The sequence below is a fragment of the Serratia sp. 201 genome, assembly GCF_037027545.1.
Classification (GTDB): domain Bacteria; phylum Pseudomonadota; class Gammaproteobacteria; order Enterobacterales; family Enterobacteriaceae; genus Serratia; species Serratia bockelmannii.
In genome coordinates, this window is sequence record NZ_JAXCHC010000001.1 from 601,846 (window position 1) to 618,488 (window position 16,643).

General features: G+C 60.9%; 19 protein-coding genes. 9 read left to right on the forward strand and 10 right to left on the reverse strand.

All coding sequences use genetic code 11. From position 1 onward, the window contains the following. Window positions 1-5 precede the first annotated feature (5 nt). Window positions 6-911 carry an EamA family transporter gene (locus WA302_RS03340; RefSeq protein WP_025301996.1) on the forward strand — a complete coding sequence of 302 codons (906 nt, stop codon included), beginning with the start codon at window positions 6-8 and terminating at the stop codon, window positions 909-911. Between the two features lie 83 nt (window positions 912-994). Next, a complete protein-coding gene (locus WA302_RS03345; protein ID WP_043136876.1) occupies window positions 995-1,585 on the forward strand; it encodes a LysE family translocator in 591 nt (196 codons plus the stop codon). Here the strand turns inward: WA302_RS03345 and WA302_RS03350 are convergent. Beyond that, complete coding sequence (locus tag WA302_RS03350) at window positions 1,561-2,388, reverse strand: AraC family transcriptional regulator (RefSeq protein ID WP_261456146.1); 828 nt, start codon at window positions 2,386-2,388, stop codon at window positions 1,561-1,563. The genes WA302_RS03345 and WA302_RS03350 overlap by 25 nt on opposite strands. A gap of 69 nt (window positions 2,389-2,457) precedes the next feature. Between WA302_RS03350 and WA302_RS03355 the strand changes: the two genes are divergently transcribed. After that, a complete protein-coding gene (locus tag WA302_RS03355; protein ID WP_049203872.1) occupies window positions 2,458-2,676 on the forward strand; it encodes a DUF7661 family protein in 219 nt (72 codons plus the stop codon). Window positions 2,677-2,685: 9 nt separating this feature from the next. Here WA302_RS03355 and WA302_RS03360 read toward each other — a convergent pair whose 3' ends face one another. Both WA302_RS03360 and amyA read right to left on the reverse strand, forming a co-directional pair. Beyond that, complete coding sequence (locus WA302_RS03360) at window positions 2,686-3,534, reverse strand: PA4780 family RIO1-like protein kinase (protein ID WP_025302000.1); 849 nt, start codon at window positions 3,532-3,534, stop codon at window positions 2,686-2,688. 120 nt (window positions 3,535-3,654) lie between these two features. Beyond that, the gene (amyA, locus tag WA302_RS03365; RefSeq protein WP_261456147.1) at window positions 3,655-5,145 is read right to left on the reverse strand and encodes an alpha-amylase; all 1,491 of its coding nucleotides are present in this window, start codon (window positions 5,143-5,145) and stop codon (window positions 3,655-3,657) included. 500 nt (window positions 5,146-5,645) lie between these two features. On the opposite strand from amyA, the gene WA302_RS03370 reads away from it, so the two are divergent. Together WA302_RS03370 and WA302_RS03375 are read left to right on the forward strand one after the other, a co-directional pair. After that, on the forward strand, window positions 5,646-6,551 hold the full coding sequence (locus tag WA302_RS03370) for a bifunctional helix-turn-helix transcriptional regulator/GNAT family N-acetyltransferase (protein WP_038629042.1): 906 nt from the start codon (window positions 5,646-5,648) through the stop codon (window positions 6,549-6,551). 84 nt (window positions 6,552-6,635) lie between these two features. Beyond that, on the forward strand, window positions 6,636-7,934 hold the full coding sequence (locus tag WA302_RS03375) for an SLC13 family permease (protein WP_261456148.1): 1,299 nt from the start codon (window positions 6,636-6,638) through the stop codon (window positions 7,932-7,934). On the opposite strand, the gene dapF is transcribed toward WA302_RS03375, so the two are convergent. The 3 genes from dapF to bhsA (WA302_RS03390) form a co-directional block, all read right to left on the reverse strand. Beyond that, entirely contained in the window at window positions 7,909-8,784 is an 876-nt protein-coding gene (dapF, locus tag WA302_RS03380; RefSeq protein WP_261456149.1) for a diaminopimelate epimerase, read from the reverse strand. The genes WA302_RS03375 and dapF overlap by 26 nt on opposite strands. A gap of 113 nt (window positions 8,785-8,897) precedes the next feature. Continuing rightward, window positions 8,898-9,155 carry a multiple stress resistance protein BhsA gene (bhsA, locus tag WA302_RS03385; protein WP_016928601.1) on the reverse strand — a complete coding sequence of 86 codons (258 nt, stop codon included), beginning with the start codon at window positions 9,153-9,155 and terminating at the stop codon, window positions 8,898-8,900. 192 nt (window positions 9,156-9,347) lie between these two features. After that, entirely contained in the window at window positions 9,348-9,605 is a 258-nt protein-coding gene (bhsA, locus tag WA302_RS03390; protein WP_033637578.1) for a multiple stress resistance protein BhsA, read from the reverse strand. Window positions 9,606-9,781: 176 nt separating this feature from the next. Here bhsA (WA302_RS03390) and WA302_RS03395 point away from each other — a divergent pair, with 176 nt between their 5' ends. Next, on the forward strand, window positions 9,782-10,426 hold the full coding sequence (locus WA302_RS03395; RefSeq protein ID WP_049203879.1) for a TetR/AcrR family transcriptional regulator: 645 nt from the start codon (window positions 9,782-9,784) through the stop codon (window positions 10,424-10,426). A gap of 35 nt (window positions 10,427-10,461) precedes the next feature. On the opposite strand, the gene WA302_RS03400 is transcribed toward WA302_RS03395, so the two are convergent. From WA302_RS03400 to WA302_RS03415, 4 genes are all read right to left on the reverse strand, one after another. Continuing rightward, entirely contained in the window at window positions 10,462-11,280 is an 819-nt protein-coding gene (locus tag WA302_RS03400; protein ID WP_043136906.1) for a MetQ/NlpA family ABC transporter substrate-binding protein, read from the reverse strand. Window positions 11,281-11,299: 19 nt separating this feature from the next. After that, entirely contained in the window at window positions 11,300-11,968 is a 669-nt protein-coding gene (locus tag WA302_RS03405) for a methionine ABC transporter permease (RefSeq protein ID WP_004939505.1), read from the reverse strand. After that, the gene (locus tag WA302_RS03410; protein ID WP_025302007.1) at window positions 11,961-12,986 is read right to left on the reverse strand and encodes a methionine ABC transporter ATP-binding protein; all 1,026 of its coding nucleotides are present in this window, start codon (window positions 12,984-12,986) and stop codon (window positions 11,961-11,963) included. The genes WA302_RS03405 and WA302_RS03410 overlap by 8 nt, the downstream gene beginning before the upstream one ends. A 262-nt stretch (window positions 12,987-13,248) precedes the next feature. Further along, window positions 13,249-13,692: an acetyltransferase gene (locus tag WA302_RS03415; RefSeq protein WP_016928596.1), complete on the reverse strand. Its 444-nt coding sequence runs from the start codon at window positions 13,690-13,692 to the stop codon at window positions 13,249-13,251. A 242-nt stretch (window positions 13,693-13,934) separates the two neighbouring features. On the opposite strand from WA302_RS03415, the gene WA302_RS03420 reads away from it, so the two are divergent. From WA302_RS03420 to WA302_RS03430, 3 genes are all read left to right on the forward strand, one after another. Then, window positions 13,935-14,807, forward strand: coding sequence for an oxygenase MpaB family protein (locus WA302_RS03420; protein ID WP_336062896.1), 873 nt, complete (start codon window positions 13,935-13,937; stop codon window positions 14,805-14,807). Between the two features lie 163 nt (window positions 14,808-14,970). Beyond that, entirely contained in the window at window positions 14,971-16,074 is a 1,104-nt protein-coding gene (locus WA302_RS03425; RefSeq protein WP_025302009.1) for a suppressor of fused domain protein, read from the forward strand. 25 nt (window positions 16,075-16,099) lie between these two features. Then, window positions 16,100-16,627 (forward strand): cysteine hydrolase family protein, encoded by a 528-nt coding sequence (locus tag WA302_RS03430; protein WP_049295228.1) that lies wholly within the window; start codon window positions 16,100-16,102, stop codon window positions 16,625-16,627. Window positions 16,628-16,643: the final 16 nt, after the last annotated feature.

A 16,643-nucleotide genomic window follows, 5' to 3' on the forward strand; every position in this document is an offset into this window, starting at 1 on the left:
CGAGGATGACATTGCGCGATCGGCTGTTGGCGCTGTTGGTGGTGGTGATCTGGGGTGTGAATTTCGTCGTCATCAAGTTCGGTTTACAGGGCATGCCCCCATTTCTGCTGGCTGGGATGCGCTTTTTGCTGGTGGCGTTGCCGGCGATCTTCTTTATTCCGCGCCCGACGATCCCGTGGAAATGGCTGTTGCTGTACGGCATGACCATGAGCTTCGCGCAGTTCGCGTTTTTGTTCGTCGCCATCAAGGTGGGCATGCCGGCGGGGCTGGCCTCGCTGGTGCTGCAGGCGCAGGTGTTTTTCACCCTGCTGTTGGGTGTCGTGCTGATGGGCGAAAAGCTGCGCGTCAACCATTTCGTCGGCATTGCTATCGCCAGCGGCGGCATGCTGGTGCTGGCGCAGGCCAGCCTGCATAAGCCGGGCAGCGGCGCGGTCCCCCTGGCGGGCCTGCTGCTGACCCTGGCGGCGGCGTTTTCCTGGGCGCTGGGCAACCTGACCAACAAGAAGATCCTGGCCGGTTTCCCGCAGCGCAACATTTTGTCGCTGGTGGTGTGGAGCGCGCCGATCCCGGTCGTGCCGTTCCTGGTCTGCAGCTGGCTGTTCGACGGCCCGCAGGTGGTGCTCGCCAGCCTGAGCCATGTGCAGGTCGGCACCTGGCTGGCGATTGCCTATCTGGCGTTCGCCGCCACGCTGTTCGGTTATTCTGTGTGGGGCAGCCTGCTGGGGCGCTACGAAACCTGGCGCGTCGCGCCGTTGACGCTGCTGGTACCGTTGGTCGGGCTGTTTGCCGCCTGGCTGCTGCTGGACGAAGCGCTGTCGCCGGCGCAGTTCGGCGGCGCATTGCTGGTGCTGGCCGGCATGGCGGTCAACACCTTTGGGCTGCCGCGCCGCCGGGCCGTCGCCGTGCGCTAAATTGAACAGGGCAATTCTGTTCAATACGTTGTCGGCGCGGCCCGGCACTCTGGCACCTGTGAATATTTTCTCAGGTGCCCATCATGAATATCTACCTTTCCATGGCCGCGTTCGCGCTGGCGGCCTCCATCACCCCCGGCCCGGTCAACATCGTCGCATTGAGCGCCGGGGCGCAATTCGGCTTTGGCGCGACCCAGCGTCACGTATTCGGCGCCACGCTGGGGTTTACCCTGTTGCTGTTACTGCTGGGATTGGGCATGCACCAGCTGCTGATCCTGTGGCCGGCGCTGACCCGCTTGATTCAGTGGGCCGGCGTGGCCTTCCTGCTGTTTATGGCCTACCGGCTGGCGTTTGACGACGGCAGGCTGGGCAACGGCGCGGCGCAGGCGCCTTCCTGTTGGTACGGCGCGCTGATGCAATGGCTGAATCCCAAGGCATGGTTGGCGTCGGTGGCCAGCCTCGGCGCTTTTGTCGGCGACGGCGACATCCGGCTGCTGTGGCAATTCGCCGGGCTCTACTTCGTGATTTGCTATGCCTCAGTGGCCTGCTGGGCCTATGTCGGTGCGATGCTGCGCGGCCTGCTCAGGCAGGCGCGCAACGTACAGCGTTTCAACCGCGTGATGGCGGCGTTGCTGGCGGCCAGCGCCTGCTATCTGTTGGCGGAGGGTTTTTGATACTGGCCGGGCGTGGCGGCCAGCAGCTGTTTGAAGGTGCGCTGAAAGTGCGCCTGATCGGCAAAGCCGCTTTCGCTGGCGGCCGCGGCGATCGGCAGGCCGCTTTTCAATAGCCGATGGCCGTGCTGCACGCGGCGGTTGACCAGATAGGCGTGCGGCGTCATGCCGTAACGCTGGCGGAAGGCGCGGATCAGGTAAGAGGGCGAGAGCGCGGCGGCGCGGCAAATATCGTCCAGCGTCAGCGGCCGGGTGCAGTGCGCGTCGATAAACGCCGCCGCCGCTTCCAGCCGGGCATGCGGCGGTGTCTCCGGCTGGCGGCCGCTGCCCAGCCCGAGCTGCAGGGCGCTGAAATACTCCACCATGGCGATCTGTTTTTCCAGCGCGCTGCACAGCGGATCCGTCAGCAGCGCATAAAGCCGATTCAGGCCGTGGAACAGCGCCGGATCGCGGCTGTGCGGCTGGCTGAAGGGAACAAAACGCTCGCCTTCGCCCCCGAGCAGCTCCTGCTGCAGCGCGCCGATCCAGGCGAGATCGAGATAGAACATGATGTATGACCAACAGCGGTCGGCGATCGGATTACAGGCGTGCGCCTGCTGCGGGTTGATGACAACCAGATCGCCGGCGCTAACCTGCATGCGCCGCTCGCCGTTGACATAGGTGCTGACGCCGCCGGTGATGGCACCGATGGAAAAGAATTCGTGGCTGTGCAGGCTGTAACACGCCTGGCGGCCATCCGCGATGGCGCGGGCTTCGACGAACGGCAACTGCGGATCGCGCCAGAACTGCGGCGTTTTTTCACTCATACGCTTTCCTTTTCACTGCGGTGGCATCACAGTGTTATAGCCTGAAAGCGACGAGAGGGGGAATGGCGGATGATGATTTTTAACGTGTTCGGCCGTCTGCTGGGCGTGAAGCGCATCGGGGATGAGTGGCGGCTGTTCCGCGTGACGCTGCCGGAGCGCAAGTATGCCCCCAGCCACGATATCGTGCTGCCGGCGGATCTGCACGAAGAGGAGATCGCCGGCTATCTGGGGGATATTTATCACGAGGCCGCGACGCCGCAGCGGCCGGACGTGTTTCGCGTCGAATAGCGCGGCGCGTTACTCTTCCGCGTTGCGCGCCATGATGCGGCGCTGGTGTTCCTCGCTGGCGGCCTGGATCTCTTCCAGCACCGAGCCGACATCGGCGCGCTTCTGGATTTCGCTGAACCGGCCGCTGAGGGCGCTGTCCGGCGTCAGATTGCCTTCCTGATACAGCGCCCAAATCTCTTTGGCGTATTGGCTGTCGCGCAGTTCCGGCGCGAATTGGCCATAATATTCCGCCAAATTGTTGATATCGCGCTCGAACATGCTTTTGGCGTGGTTGTTGGCGGCGGCGTCCACCACCTGCGGCAGATCGATGATCACCGGCCCGTCTTTATCCATCAGCACATTGAATTCCGACAGATCGCCGTGCACCAGCCCGGCGCACAGCATGCGCACCGCGTAGTTCATCATCAGGGCGTGATCGGCCCGCGCCTGTTCCGGCGTCAGGATGACATCGCTCAGGCGCGGCGCCACCAGACCTTCTTCGTCGGTAATTAGCTCCATCAGCAGCACGCCGTCCAGGCAGATATCCGGCTGCGGCACCCGCACCCCGGCCTTGGCCAGCAGATACAGCGCGTCCACTTCGGTGTTTTGCCAGGCTTCTTCCTGCTGCTGGCGGCCGAATTTGGAGCCTTTGCTCATGGCGCGCGCGTCGCGGCTATTGCGCACCTTGCGCCCTTCCTGATAGTGAACGGCCTGCTTGAAGTTGCGCTTCTCGGCCTCTTTGTACACTTTGGCGCAGCGGATCTCATCGCCGCAGCGCACGATAAACACGTCGGCTTCTTTGCCGCTTTTCAACCGGCGGATGACGTCGTCGATTAACCCGTCATCTACCAGCGGCTGGAGTCGTTTTGGAATTTTCATGCAGCCTTGTACCCTATTTAGGCTCCGGTGTGAATGGCTTGCGCAGTTGATAGCGTAAGTTAGACCCGAAAGGCAAACATTAGTTTTGCCGCCGCGTCATCATTGCGCGGCGGCGGGTACTCACAGGCTGGCGGCCGGCACCCAGACGCTGACGCTGCCGGCGTTGACCGGGAAATGGGCGCTGCCCTGGTCGTCGGTGGTGATTTCCTCCTGACGGTTGCCGAGGAAATCGCGCCAGGCGGTGTGCGCCAAATCGGCGCCCAGTGCGACGGTCTTGCCGCTCTCGCCGCCGTTGGTCAGCACCACCATGCAGCCGGGGGCCTCGGCGGTGCCGGCGCGGCTGAAGGCCACGCAGTGGCTGTCATCGAAGTAGTCGGTTTGCGGGCCGTTGGCGAAACGCTGGCGGGCGGCGATCAGCTTCTCCAGCTCCGGGATCGCCGGCATGTCAATCTGGTACTCGCCGCCGTCGCGCCCCTTGTCGCGGTAGCTGGCGCCATACAGGTCGGGGTAAAACACGCAGGGCACGCCCTGTTCGCGCAGCAGGATCAGCGCGTAGGCCAGCGGTTTGAACCAGGGTTCCACCGGCGCTTCCAGCGATTGCAGCGGCTGGGTATCGTGGTTGGCGACCAGCGTCACCGCGTGGGCCGGATCGGCGGCGGTCAGGGTATCGGTGAAGATCTGCGCCATGTCGAAGCCGTCGCCCTGTTTTGACGCCTGATGAAACTTCAGGTGCAGCGCCACGTCGAACAGCATCACCTTGCCGTCCACCAACTCGATGTATTGTTGCAGCGCGCCGAGGTCGTGCGACCAGTATTCGGCAACGATAAACAGATCGCGCTGCGCGCTGTCGCGCACGTGATCCGCCCACTCTTTGAAAAACCAGGCGGGGATGTGTTTGGCGGCGTCGAGGCGGAAGCCGTCGCACGGCAGCGTGTCCAGCAGCCAGCGCGCCCAGTATTTGAGCTCCTCCGTCACGGCGGTATTGCGGAACTCCACGTCGGCGCCCATCAGATAGTCATAGTTGCCTTTCTCGTCGTCGACCTGATCGTTCCAGCCGTCGTCGCCGTAGTCGTTGGCGATTTTAAACACCCCTTTGTCATCCGGCTGCTCAACGTAATCGACGCCGCTGAAGCATTTGTAATCCCAGATAAACTCGGAATGCACGCCTTGGCGGCCGGGAAAGGTGAAGCGGGTGTAAGCCAGCGCGTCGAAGCCCTGGTCGTCGATGTCGTTGCGGTTGTTGGCGTCCACCTTGAACACGTGTACCCGTTCTTTTTCGTCCGCGCCGAGCTTGTGGTTGAACACCACGTCGTAGATCACCCCCACGCCGTGTTCGCGCAGCGTAGTGGCGGCATGTTCCAGCGCCGCCTTGTCGCCGTATTTGGTGGCCACGCTGCCTTTCTGGTCAAATTCGCCCAGATCGAACAGATCGTAGGTGTCGTAGCCGACGGAGTAGCCGCCGGAAGCGCCCTTGCAGGCGGGGGGCAGCCACAGATCGGTGATGCCCAGTTCGGCAAGGTGCGGAGCGCGCTCGGCGGCCTCCTGCCACAGTTTGCCGCCGTCGGGGTAGTACCAGTGGAAGAATTGCAGCAGGGTGGTTTTTTTCGTCATGAGCCAGCGTCCCGGTTAGCCAGAAGGAAAGGAGCAGTTAAAGCATGGGCTACTTTTGGCAAAAGGGACAATGGCGTAGGGAGGCGCGCGAAGGCAGGCGTAAATATGTAACCGATATTGACGGGATAGCGATTAAGTTGCTGCTATCAAGTTTTCACGTTTTAGTTTTTATTAACTATTTTTCAAATAGATATTTGCTTTGTTTTTTGTTATGTCAAATTTTGATGTTTTTACTCTCATTTTTATTGGTTTTTTATTTTAATTTTAAATATTAATTTGTATTTAAGTTTTTAAAATAATCAATTAAATGGTTTTAAATTCTGGTTAATGAAATGTTTTGACATATTCAGATGCCCCGTTGGTTATTCATTCGCAATTGTTTATGCGTTATCGTTATGTTCTAAATTAGGTAACACTATCAACCAATAATCCATCCAACGCAGCGTGAAGGTGGAAGTACAGGGGAGCATAACGCCGTGAACATCAGGGATTTCAGAGCATTGGCGCGCAGTTTGGTCAGAGAATTCGGCATGTTGAACAAGCAGAGCAACGGCTCGCGCTTTTCGCCGCTGCAGATCCATCTGATGATCGAAGTCAGCGAGCAGCCGCTGGGCGTCACCGAGCTGGCGGCCCGACTTTGCATCGACAAGGCCAGCGCCAGCCGGGCGCTGCGCAGCCTGGTCGCCGCCGGCGTGATAGAAACGGTGGATCATCCGGATGACAAGCGGCACAACCTGCATCGGCTGAGTAAACAGGGCGGCAAGGCGCTGGCCGGCATCGAGAGCGACGCCGACGGCTTTATGCAGGCGGCGCTGGCGCAGTTGGACGACGATGAGCTGGCGAGCACCACTGCGGCGATGAAAAAGATGACTGCGGCGCTGCGTAGCGCGCGCAAACAGCGCGACGCCAATCTGCGGGTGCGGCCGATCGCCGTGCGCGACGATGCGGCGATGGCGGCGATCATTCGCGATGTGTTTCGCGAGTACGGCATGGACAACATGGAAGGGGTCAGCCTGCACGATCCGGATCTCGATCGGCTGACCGGCCTGTATCGCGACAACGGCGGCCGCTACTGGGTGCTGGAGCGGGACGGGCAGGTGGTGGGGGGCGTCGGCATGGCGCCGCTGGCGGGCGAAGAGCCCGGCTATTGCGAGCTGCAGAAGCTATTTTTCAAGCCCGGCGCGCGCGGGCTGGGCATGGCGCGCTATATGGTGGTGCAGGCGATGAAGGCGGCGCGGGCGGCAGGGTATCGCTATTGCTATCTGGAAACCACCGAACAGTTGAAAGAGGCGATTGGGCTGTATTACGCGCTGGGTTTCACGCTGTTGACGGAACGGCGCGGCAATACCGGCCACCACGGCTGCAATGTGTGCATGCTGAAAAATCTGCAGAACGACGATATGTGAGCGGTTTCAAGGTTAACGCCTGCGCCTTGTGTCACCCTGTTAACCGTTTGATAACAATCACAACGTTTTATCAGGGAGGAAACTATGTTGGGGGATCCGATGGCGCTGTCCGCGCTGGTCACGCTGGTGGTCATCGCGCTATGGGCCAGCGCCCGCTTGCCGGAGTATTTGGTCGCGCTGCTGTTCTTTGCGGCGGTGATGGTATTGCAGCTGGCGCCCGCCGCGGTGACCTTTTCCGGTTTCGCGTCCTCCGCATTCTGGCTGGTGCTCAGCGGTTTCGTGTTGGGCAGCGCCATCCGCAGCACCGGCTTGGCGGATCGTCTGGCCAACCGGCTCTTGCCGCATCTGGCCGGTTCCTGGCCGCGCCTGGTGGGCGGCGTGGTGGCAATAAGCTACGCGTTGGCGTTTGTCATGCCCTCGAACATGGGGCGGATTACGCTGCTGATGCCGATCGTCATGGCGTTGGCCGAGCGCGCCGGCCTGGCGGAAGGCTCGCGCGGCCGCATCGGTTTGGCGCTGGCGGTGGGGTTCGGCACCTTCCAGCTCTCCGCCAGCATTTTGCCGGCCAACGTGCCCAACCTGGTGATGAGCGGTGCGGCGGAAAGCGCCTACGGCAGCCACTTCGCTTATCTCTCTTATCTGCTGTTGCATGCCCCGGTGCTCGGGGTGGCCAAAGGCGCGCTGCTGACGCTGTGCATCTGCGGCCTGTTCCGTGCCCGGCCGCAGCCAGTGACGGCCGAGGCGGGGCAAACGCCGCTCAGTGCCGCCGAGTGGCGACTGATCGCGCTGTTGGGCATTACGGTGCTGCTGTGGATGACCGACAGCTGGCACGGCATCGCCCCCGCCTGGATCGGGTTGGCGGCGGCCTGCGTCTGCCTGCTGCCGCGCCTCGGTTTTCTCAACGGCGAACAGTTCGCCGCCGGCGTTAACGTGCGCACCTGTATTTACGTGGCGGGGATCCTGGGGCTGACCGCGTTGGTCAGCCACTCGGGTCTCGGCGATCGGTTGGGCGGTGCGCTGCTGGCGATGATGCCGGATCTGCACGGCAAGCCGTTTACCGCATTCGGTTCGCTGGTGGGGATCACCGCGCTGTTGAATTTCGTGGTGACCGCCAACGGCGTGCCGGCGCTGTTTACTCCGCTGGCGCAGGCGCTGTCCGCAGGCAGCGGCCTGCCGCTGCTGACGGTGCTGATGACCCAGGTGATCGGTTACGCCACGCCGCTGTTGCCGTATCAGGCCTCGCCGATCGTGGTGGCGATGGGGATGGGCAAAGTGCCGGCGCGTGAAGGGCTAAAGCTGTGTCTGCTGTTGGCCGCGCTCAGCTTTGCGCTGCTGGTGCCGTTGGACTATCTGTGGTTCAGGCTGCTGGGGTGGATCCCGTAAACAGCCCCGGACCGCCGGCAAAACAATCTTCGTCCAGCGTCAGGGTGGCGATTTTATGCACCGGCCCGCGCATGCTGACCTGAAAATCGCCGCTGAAGGCGATCTGCAGTTCGCCGCCCGGCATCCGCACGCTAACCCGATCGCCGACTCGTCCCAACTTGCGCATCACGCTGGCGGCGGCGCAGCTGCTGCTGCCGGAGGCGAGGGTAAAGCCGGCGCCGCGCTCCCAGATGCCGATGCGCAGCGTCTGGCGATCGGCCACTTCCACCAGTTGTACATTGGTGCGTTTCGGGAACAGCGGATGGCGTTCAATCAGCGGTCCGAGCCGATGCACCTGCGCCAGATCCAGTTTTTCCACCGGCACCACGCAGTGCGGGTTGCCCATCGACACCAGCGAAACGCTCAACGTCTCCTCCCTCAGGGGCAGCGGATAGTTCAGCGCCTCCGGCAGATCGATCAAGGCCGGCAGCGCCGCCGGGCTGAAATTGGCGCGCCCCATCTCCACGGTTATCTGATGCGCGTCTTGCGCCACCTGGCAACGCACGTCGCCGCCGGCGGTGTGCACCAGAAACGGCTGATGCCCTACACGCTCGCTGTCAAACAGATAGCGCGCGTAGATACGCAGGCCGTTGCCGCTTTTCTCCGCTTCGGAGCCGTCCGGGTTGATGATGCGCAGGGTGGGATTGACGGCGTCACCGCTGTCGATCAGCAGGCCGTCGGAACCAATGCCGTAATGCGGGTGGCACAACAGGCGGATCTGTTCCTGGCTCAGACGATCGGCGACCGAACGGTGGCAGACCAGGTAGTCGTTGCCCAGGCCGTGATATTTGTGAAACAGCAGGGGAGTCATGGCGTTGCTCGGCTCAGCAAGAAAAGGTCGCTACAGCTTACAACAGAATGTTGGCGTCAAAACAAACAAAAGGCGGCCTGAGCCGCCCTTTTGCACGATTGCCTATCTGGCCATTAATTGTAGATGATCGCGGTGCCGTGCAGTTTGTTGTCACCGGTGGTGGCGATGATCTGGAAGGATTTGGCGCCCGCCGCGTCGGCTTTGGCCGCCAGTTTGTTTTCCAGGCTGCTCAGGTCGGACGCACCGCTGACGGTGACGACGCCGGCTTTTTGCAGGTCGGCGGGTTGTGCGTTAACCAGATCGGCGGCGAAGCTGCCGAAGGAGACGGAAGCCAGTGCGATGGCTGCGATGGTCATTTTCAGGTTTTTCATGGTCTTATTTCCTATCTTTGTTCTTTACGATGTTTGTTTTGTAAGGTCGTTAAATTGATTAACGATCGATAATTTAATGTTAGATGCCGGTTTGACGGATTGCAAGTGTTTTTTTAATGCTCGTTAATTAATTTTTTTACGCCCTGGCGCTGTGAGCAATAAGGGTATGCAGTCCACAGGATTAATGCTTTGTTATTGATAGATTTCTGCAGTACCATGCAGCTGGTTGTTACCGCCGGCGCCGATGATGCGGAAGGATTTTGCGCCTGCCTGATCGGCTTTAGCGGCCAGGCTGCTTTCCAGCGAGGTCAGATCGGATGCGCCGCTGACGGTGATGACGCCCACTTTCTGTTGATCTGCCGGTTGGTTCTGGACTAAATCGGCGGCGAAGCTGCCGAAGGAAACGCTGGCCAGAGTGAGAGCTGCTAAGGTTAATTTTAAATTTTTCATGATGTTAATTCCTTTCTGATAACGGTCAATAGAGGGTTTTAATCTGCTTCGTTAAATTATCTTAACGATCGATAACTAAATGCTAATCGGTTCTCGACGAACGCGCAATATTTTTTTATAATGATCGTTAAGTTATTTGTGCTAAGCCTGCCGTGGAGCGGGATAGGAGAGGAACGATGAGCATCAATGAAGCGGTCTGCGGCAAGAAAAGCCGTGGCAGACCAAAACAATTTGATCGCGACCGGGCGCTGGAAAGCGCGCTCGATCTGTTCTGGCGGCACGGTTATGAAGCCACCTCGCTGGCCGATCTGGTGGAAGTGACCGGCGCCAAGGCGCCGACGCTGTATGCGGAATTCGGCAACAAAGAGGGGATGTTCCGCGCGGCGGTGGAACGCTATCTGCAAAAATACACCACCTGCACCAACCAGCTGTTGGAACAGGATGTGCCGGTGGCCGAGATCGTCGAGGCCTACGTGCGCTCTTCCGTCGAAGTGTTTACCGACCCCGATACGCCGTCAGGCTGTTTTATGGTGTGCGCCTCCGCGGCACTGTCGTCTGCTTCCGACGACGTCGCCCAGATGCTGCGCAAAAAACATCATGCCCAGGAAGCGGCGCTGAAAGTCTGCTTCGATCGCAAGGTGCAGCAGGGCGAATTGTTGGCGAAAACCGATACCGCGCTGCTGGCGAAATACGTCATTTGCACCATTGAAGGCATGTCGGTGCAGGCGCGAGAAGGGGCAAGCCGGAGCGAGCTGTTGCGGTTGCTGGAGGCGCTGATGCTGGTGTGGCCGCGGCTCAGCCAGATTGGCAATAAGGTGTAGAAACAGGCCCGGTTTTCACCGGGCCGTATAACCTACTACTGATTGACCGGGATCACCGCGCCCTGGTACTTCTCGCGGATAAAGTCCTGAATCGGCTTGGAGTGCAGCACTTTCACCAGCGCCACGATCTCCGGCTTGTTCACGTCGGCTTTGTGCACGGTGATGATGTTGGCGTACGGGTTGTTTTCGCCGCTTTCGACCGCGATCGGATCCTTGGTCGGATTCAGCCCGGCGTCGATGGCGTAGTTGGCGTTGATCACCACCGCGTCACCTTCGTTGTTGTTGTACATCTGCGGCAGCAGCGCGCCTTCAACGTTCGCCTGGAACTTCAGGTGTTTCGGGTTTTCCACCACGTCGGTGATGCGCGCGTCCACCTTGCTCACCCCTGGCTTCAGCTTGATCACGCCTTGCTGCTCAAAAATTGACAGGATGCGGCCTTCTTCCGCCACCGCGTCGCGCATGATGATTTTGCCGTTTTCCGGCAGATCTTTCAGGCTCTTGTACTTCTTCGAGTAGATGCCGATAGGCTCAATATGGATCGCGCCGGCGCTGACGAAGTCGTAGCTCTTGTCGTCGGCGTGGTCTTTCAGCACCGAGTTCAGGTAAGGCACGTGCTGGAAGTAGTTGGCGTCGATGTCGTGGCTGGCCAAGGCGGTGTTCGGCAGAATGTAATCCTGGAAGCGCTTGATCTGCAGATCGATGCCTTCCTTCGCCAGTATCGGTTTGGCCTGTTCGAGGATCTCGGCGTGCGGCACGTTGGAGGCGCCGACCACCAGCTTGGTCGCCGCGGCGGCGCCGTAAGAGGCGAGGGTGGCGACAGAGGCGAAAGCCAACATCAGTAGGTGCTTTTTCATCATCGTTTTCCTTGGTTAATTAACGTTTATCGAGCGTTCTTGTCAGGGTGTCGCCAATGAACTGAATGACGAAAACGATCAGCAGGATCGTCAGCGTCGCCACCAGCGTCACGTCACTGTGGTTGCGTTGGAAGCCTTCCAGATAGGCCAGGTTGCCCAGGCCACCGGCGCCGATCACCCCGGCCATCGCGGTGTAGCTCACCAGTGCGATCAGGGTGACGGTGATGCCGGAAACCAGCGCCGGCGAGCTCTCCGGCAGCAATACGCGGAAAATCAGGGTGCGGTTTTTGGCGCCCATCGAGCGCGCCGCTTCGATTACCCCTTTGTCGACCTCGCGCAGCGCGATCTCCACCAGCCGGGCGTAGAACGGCGCGGCGCCGACGATCAGCGCCGGTAGGGCGGCGTCCGCACCGAGAATGGTGCCGATCAGCGACTTGGTGAACGGGATCAGCAGTACGATCAGAATGATGAACGGAATGGAGCGGAAGACGTTGACCAGTACGGAGATCAGCGAGTAGACCGCCCGGTTCTGCAGCAACTGGCCCTTCGAGGTTAAAAACAGCAGCACGCCGAGCACGATGCCCAGCACCAGCGTGGCCAAACCGGCGATGCCGGTCATGTACAGCGTTTCCCAGGTGGCGTCCCACAGTTGGTCCAGGCGCAGGTGGGGGAACAGGGATTCAATCATGTTGGATAACCTCGACGGCGATATCTCTTTCGTGCAGCAGGCTGAGCATGTCGGCGACTTGTTGTTCGTTGCCTTCGGCGTGAATGTACAGTTCGCCGAACGAACCGTTGAGGGTGTGGCTGATCTTGCCGTGCAGAATGTTGACGGTCAGGGCGTAGCGCCGGATCACTTCGGAGATCACCGCCTGATGGGTTTGCACGCCCACGAAGGTCAGCTTGAAAATCGCCCCCGGCAGATGAGCGGTGAGCAGCGGATTGAAGCTCTCTTCCGTGTCCGCATACTGCGACACCTGTTTGACGAATTGCCGGGTGATCGGCTGTTGTGGCCGGGTGAACACGTCAAGCACCGGGCCTTCTTCGACGATGCGGCCGTTTTCCATTACCGCCACGCGGTGGCAGATTTTGCGCACCACGTGCATCTCGTGGGTGATCAGCACGATGGTCAATTTCAGCTGGCGATTGATGTCCAGCAGCAGGTCGAGAATGGCGTCGGTGGTTTGCGGATCGAGCGCCGAGGTGGCCTCGTCGCACAGCAGCACGCTCGGGTTATTGGCCAGCGCGCGGGCGATGCCGACGCGCTGTTTCTGGCCGCCGCTGAGCTGCGACGGATAGGCGTTTTCGCGCCCCTGCAGGCCGACCAGCGCGATCAGTTCCGCCACGCGCGGCGCAATCTGCGCCTTGGGCACGCCGGCGATCTGCATGGAAAAAGCGATATTCTGGCTGACGGTGCGCGACCACAGCAGGTTGAAGTGCTGGAACACCATGCTGATTTTCAGGCGTGCCTGGCGCAGATGGCTCCCTTTGGCGCGGGCAATATCGAAACCGCCCACGTCAATGCGGCCGCTGGTGGGCGTTTCCAGGCCGTTGAGCAGGCGGATCAGCGTGCTTTTGCCCGCGCCGCTGTAGCCGATGATGCCGTAAATTTGCCCGGCGTCCACCGCCAGACTGACGTCGTCTACCGCCACGACGCGGCCCTGTGCGCTGTCAAAAGTTTTGCAAACGTTCGAAAGAACGATCATAACGAAGCGGATCCTTATCGATACATCACAGCATTCCGTCCGGAGCGCGTTGCGCCGGACAGGGATCGTTCGGCTTTTCGGCGGGGCACGACCCGGCGGGAAGTGGCGGACGGAACCTCTGTTGCGGGTGAATACCGGGCAATCCTACCGAGGGTTGATAGTGACAGGAAGAATGTAAAATCTATTACTTATTCTGATTTGATATATTAAACGGCGGGCGCCATGGGGGGAGAAAACCGGCCGCTGGGCGGCCGGTGGAGGGCTAGCGTTTTTCCAGCTTCATGTGCAGCAGCGGGAACGGGTTGCCCTGGCCGTCGAGCGGCGAGCGGCCGGTGATGACAAAACCGTAGTGGCGGTAGAAGCCGCTGGCCTGCGGATTTTGCTCGTTCACGTCCAGCTGCAGCTCATCGTGCAGCGTTTCCGCGTGGGTCAGCAGCGCTTTGCCCACCCCTTTGCCGCGCTGATCGGCGTCGATAAACAGCATCTCCACCTTGTTGCCGTTCAGACCGATAAAGCCGCAGGGATGCCCCGGCCGCTCTTCGGCCACCCAAACGTTGACCGCCGGCAGGTAGTCGTTCAGCACCAGCGGGAACAGCTGTGCGATGTTGTCTTCGGTTAAAAAGTGGTGAGTGGCGCGCACCGAACGCAGCCAGATATCTGCCAATTGCGCGTTGTCTTCCGCCGCGCGTGCTCTGATGGTAATCATCGAACTCTCTGCTATCTAAGTTGAAGGAAAAGAAACTAGATAGAGGTTTTGTGGGGTTAGTGCCGAATTAACGTGGGTTAACGCCCTGCAAAGCGCCTCTGCAGTGGATCGAATAGGCCCGCCTGGTTGCAAGCGGTATAACAACTGTAATTCAGTAAGTTAATGCTTTCAACCGCCGCAGGGCGCAATGAGGCGCTCGCCGCGTGATACACTGGCCGCTGAATGAGCAAGAGGGCGGCAGGATGGAAGCGGTACGCGCAGCGATAGAAAAACAGGTGCTCAGCCTGACCGGGTTGGCGCTCGGCGGCGTCGATTTTGAGAATCCGCCCGGCGATCCGGGGCTGTTCGGCCCGCAGTCGGTCATCTGGCAGGTACACCGCGATTTCACCCCGATGCTGTGCGGCGGCGTCAGCGCCTTGCTGTTGCAAATGCTGCACCCGTTGGCGCTGGCCGGCGTATGGGATCACTCCAACTTCCGCGACGATATGATTGGCCGCCTGCGCCGCACCAGCCAGTTCGTGTCGCTCACCACCTTCGGCCCGACCGCCGAGGCGGAGCGGCTGATCGCCAAAGTCAAAGCCATCCATCTGCGGGTGACCGGCGTCGGCAGCGACGGCACGCCTTATGCCGCCAGCGATCCGGCGCTGCTCACCTGGGTGCACGTGGCGGAGAGCAGCCGTTTTCTGGCCAGCCACCTGCGCTACCGTAACCCGCATCTTTCCCGCGATTTGCAGGATCAATACTACCGCGAAGCGGCGCGCGTGGCCGCCGCGCTGGGGGCGACCGCCATTCCTCAGTCCTGCGCGGAGGTCGAAGAGTACCTGCAGGCGATGCGGCCGCAGCTGGTCTGCGATGAACGCACGCAAGAGGTGGCGCGCATTCTGCTGAAAGCGCCGGCGCCGAGCGCATTGGCGCGCCCGCTCGGCGGGGTGGTGATGCAGGCAGGCATCGATCTGTTGCCCGATTGGGCGCAGCGGCAGTTCGGCTTTCATCCGGGCGCACTGCGGCGGCGGCTGGTGCGAACGGGGGCCGCAGGCCTCGGCAAAGTGCTGGGCGCGTCGATGCGCAACGGTTCCTATCAGCGCGCGGTGAGGCGCATTACTCGGCCGTCATGAGCCACAGCCGCTATAATTAGTCTTTGTTTATCTTCGTTTACGGCCGCTTTTGAGACTTTTACGGGTGATCCGGCCAGTAATGCGTTTTACACTTGGGGGCAAAGCCACATTCCATTTTTTGCGCGCAGCCGATTCTGCCGCGCCCTGACCCTATTGAGGTGATATGAACGAGTCATACGTACTTGCTGAAGTCAGCAATGAGAACCAGACGCTGGTCGCGGTGGTTCAGCAAGATCACCGGGCAGCCTATTTTTACATCTATCCCGCCGAAGCCTACAGCGATCGCTATCAGGTGCGCGCCTGCTGGCTGCGCAACCTGGCCGCCGCGCCGCTGCAGGAAGACCGCGCCGCGCTCGAGCAGGGGCAGCCGCCGATGCTGGCGGCGGAATTTTGCCGCAACCTGGAAGGGGAAGCGCCGCTGAACCCGGAAGGGCTGATGGTGGTATGGAGCGAAAGCGACGACGGCGCGGCCCTGTGGTATTACGGCCAGTTGCTGGCGGTGATCCCCGGCTGGAGCCTGTATATCGACCATTCGGTGTGCTATTCGGCCAGCTGCATCAAGGAGAGCCCGTTGGCCTATCCGCTCGGCTCGGCCTCGACCAACACGCAATATGCGCAGGCGGAAAGCACCCGCCAGTTTTGGCGCAGCTGGCAGCGTGAAGAGGGCAACCCGTGGCCGAAGATGCAGCGCGATTTTCAGGCGCGCTATGAGCCGCATTTCGGCCCGTCGGTAAAATACTACGCCATCGATCAGGGCAAGTGGCCGCCGATGGCCATCACCCAGCATGAGCGCGACGGCATCTATTACTTCCTCACCATGGGCGTCAGCATTCGGCCGATGCCGTGGGTGGAGATTCTGTTCAACGACGAGGCTTCGCGCTATCGCCGCATGGAGATGGCGATCGCCATCGACAGCCAATACATGACCGAAGACAACGCGGTGCAGATGGCCAGCGCGCTGGCCGGTTTCGCGCACGCGCCTTGGGCGCGGCTGACCTGGATCGGCGAAGGGCATACGCTGGAGTCGGACGTGGCGCCGCTGGGCTACGAGGGCTATATTTTATCGTCGTCCTTCTACCCGCATCACGCGCACCTGACTCTGCCGCAGCAGTACGGCGACCCGGTGAACCTGTTTTGGGCCAGCCCGGTGTTTACCGCCGAGCGCCAGCTGGCGCACGCCACGCCGAACGGCGGGCACGATCTGGTGAACCGGTTGCGTGAGCAGGGCGTCGATCATATTTTCCGCCCGCGCCAGCCGGTGTGCTGACGCGGCTTAATCTTCGGGAGCCGCCATGACCACCGCGTTGTTGATTATCGATGTGCAGGAAGGATTGTTTACGCCGCCGCCGGCGGATGCCACGGGCACCGTTACGCGCATTAATCAGCTGAGCGAGCGCGCCCGCCGGGCGGGCGTGCCGGTTGTCGTCATTCAGCACCATACGCCGGACGACGAGCTGCCGCACGGCAGCGCCGCCTGGCAAGTGCTCGCGGCGCTGAAGGTGGCGCCGGGCGACCATCGGGTGGATAAAACCACGCCGGACTCGTTCCTGCGCACTTCGCTTGGCGCGTTGCTGATCGCCAACGGCGTATCGCAGTTGGTGGTTTGCGGTTACTCCACGCCGTTTTGCATCGATACCACGGTGCGCAGCGCCGCGGCGCACGGCTATCCGGTGACGCTGGCGGCGGATGCCCACACCTGCCACGACAAATCCTATGCCGACGGCCTGCTGATCCGTACCCACCATAACGAGACGCTGTCGAATATCGACAGCTTCGGCGTGCCGATCCGCGCCGTGCCCGCAGCGGACATCGTGTTCTGATAACGGAAAACGGGGG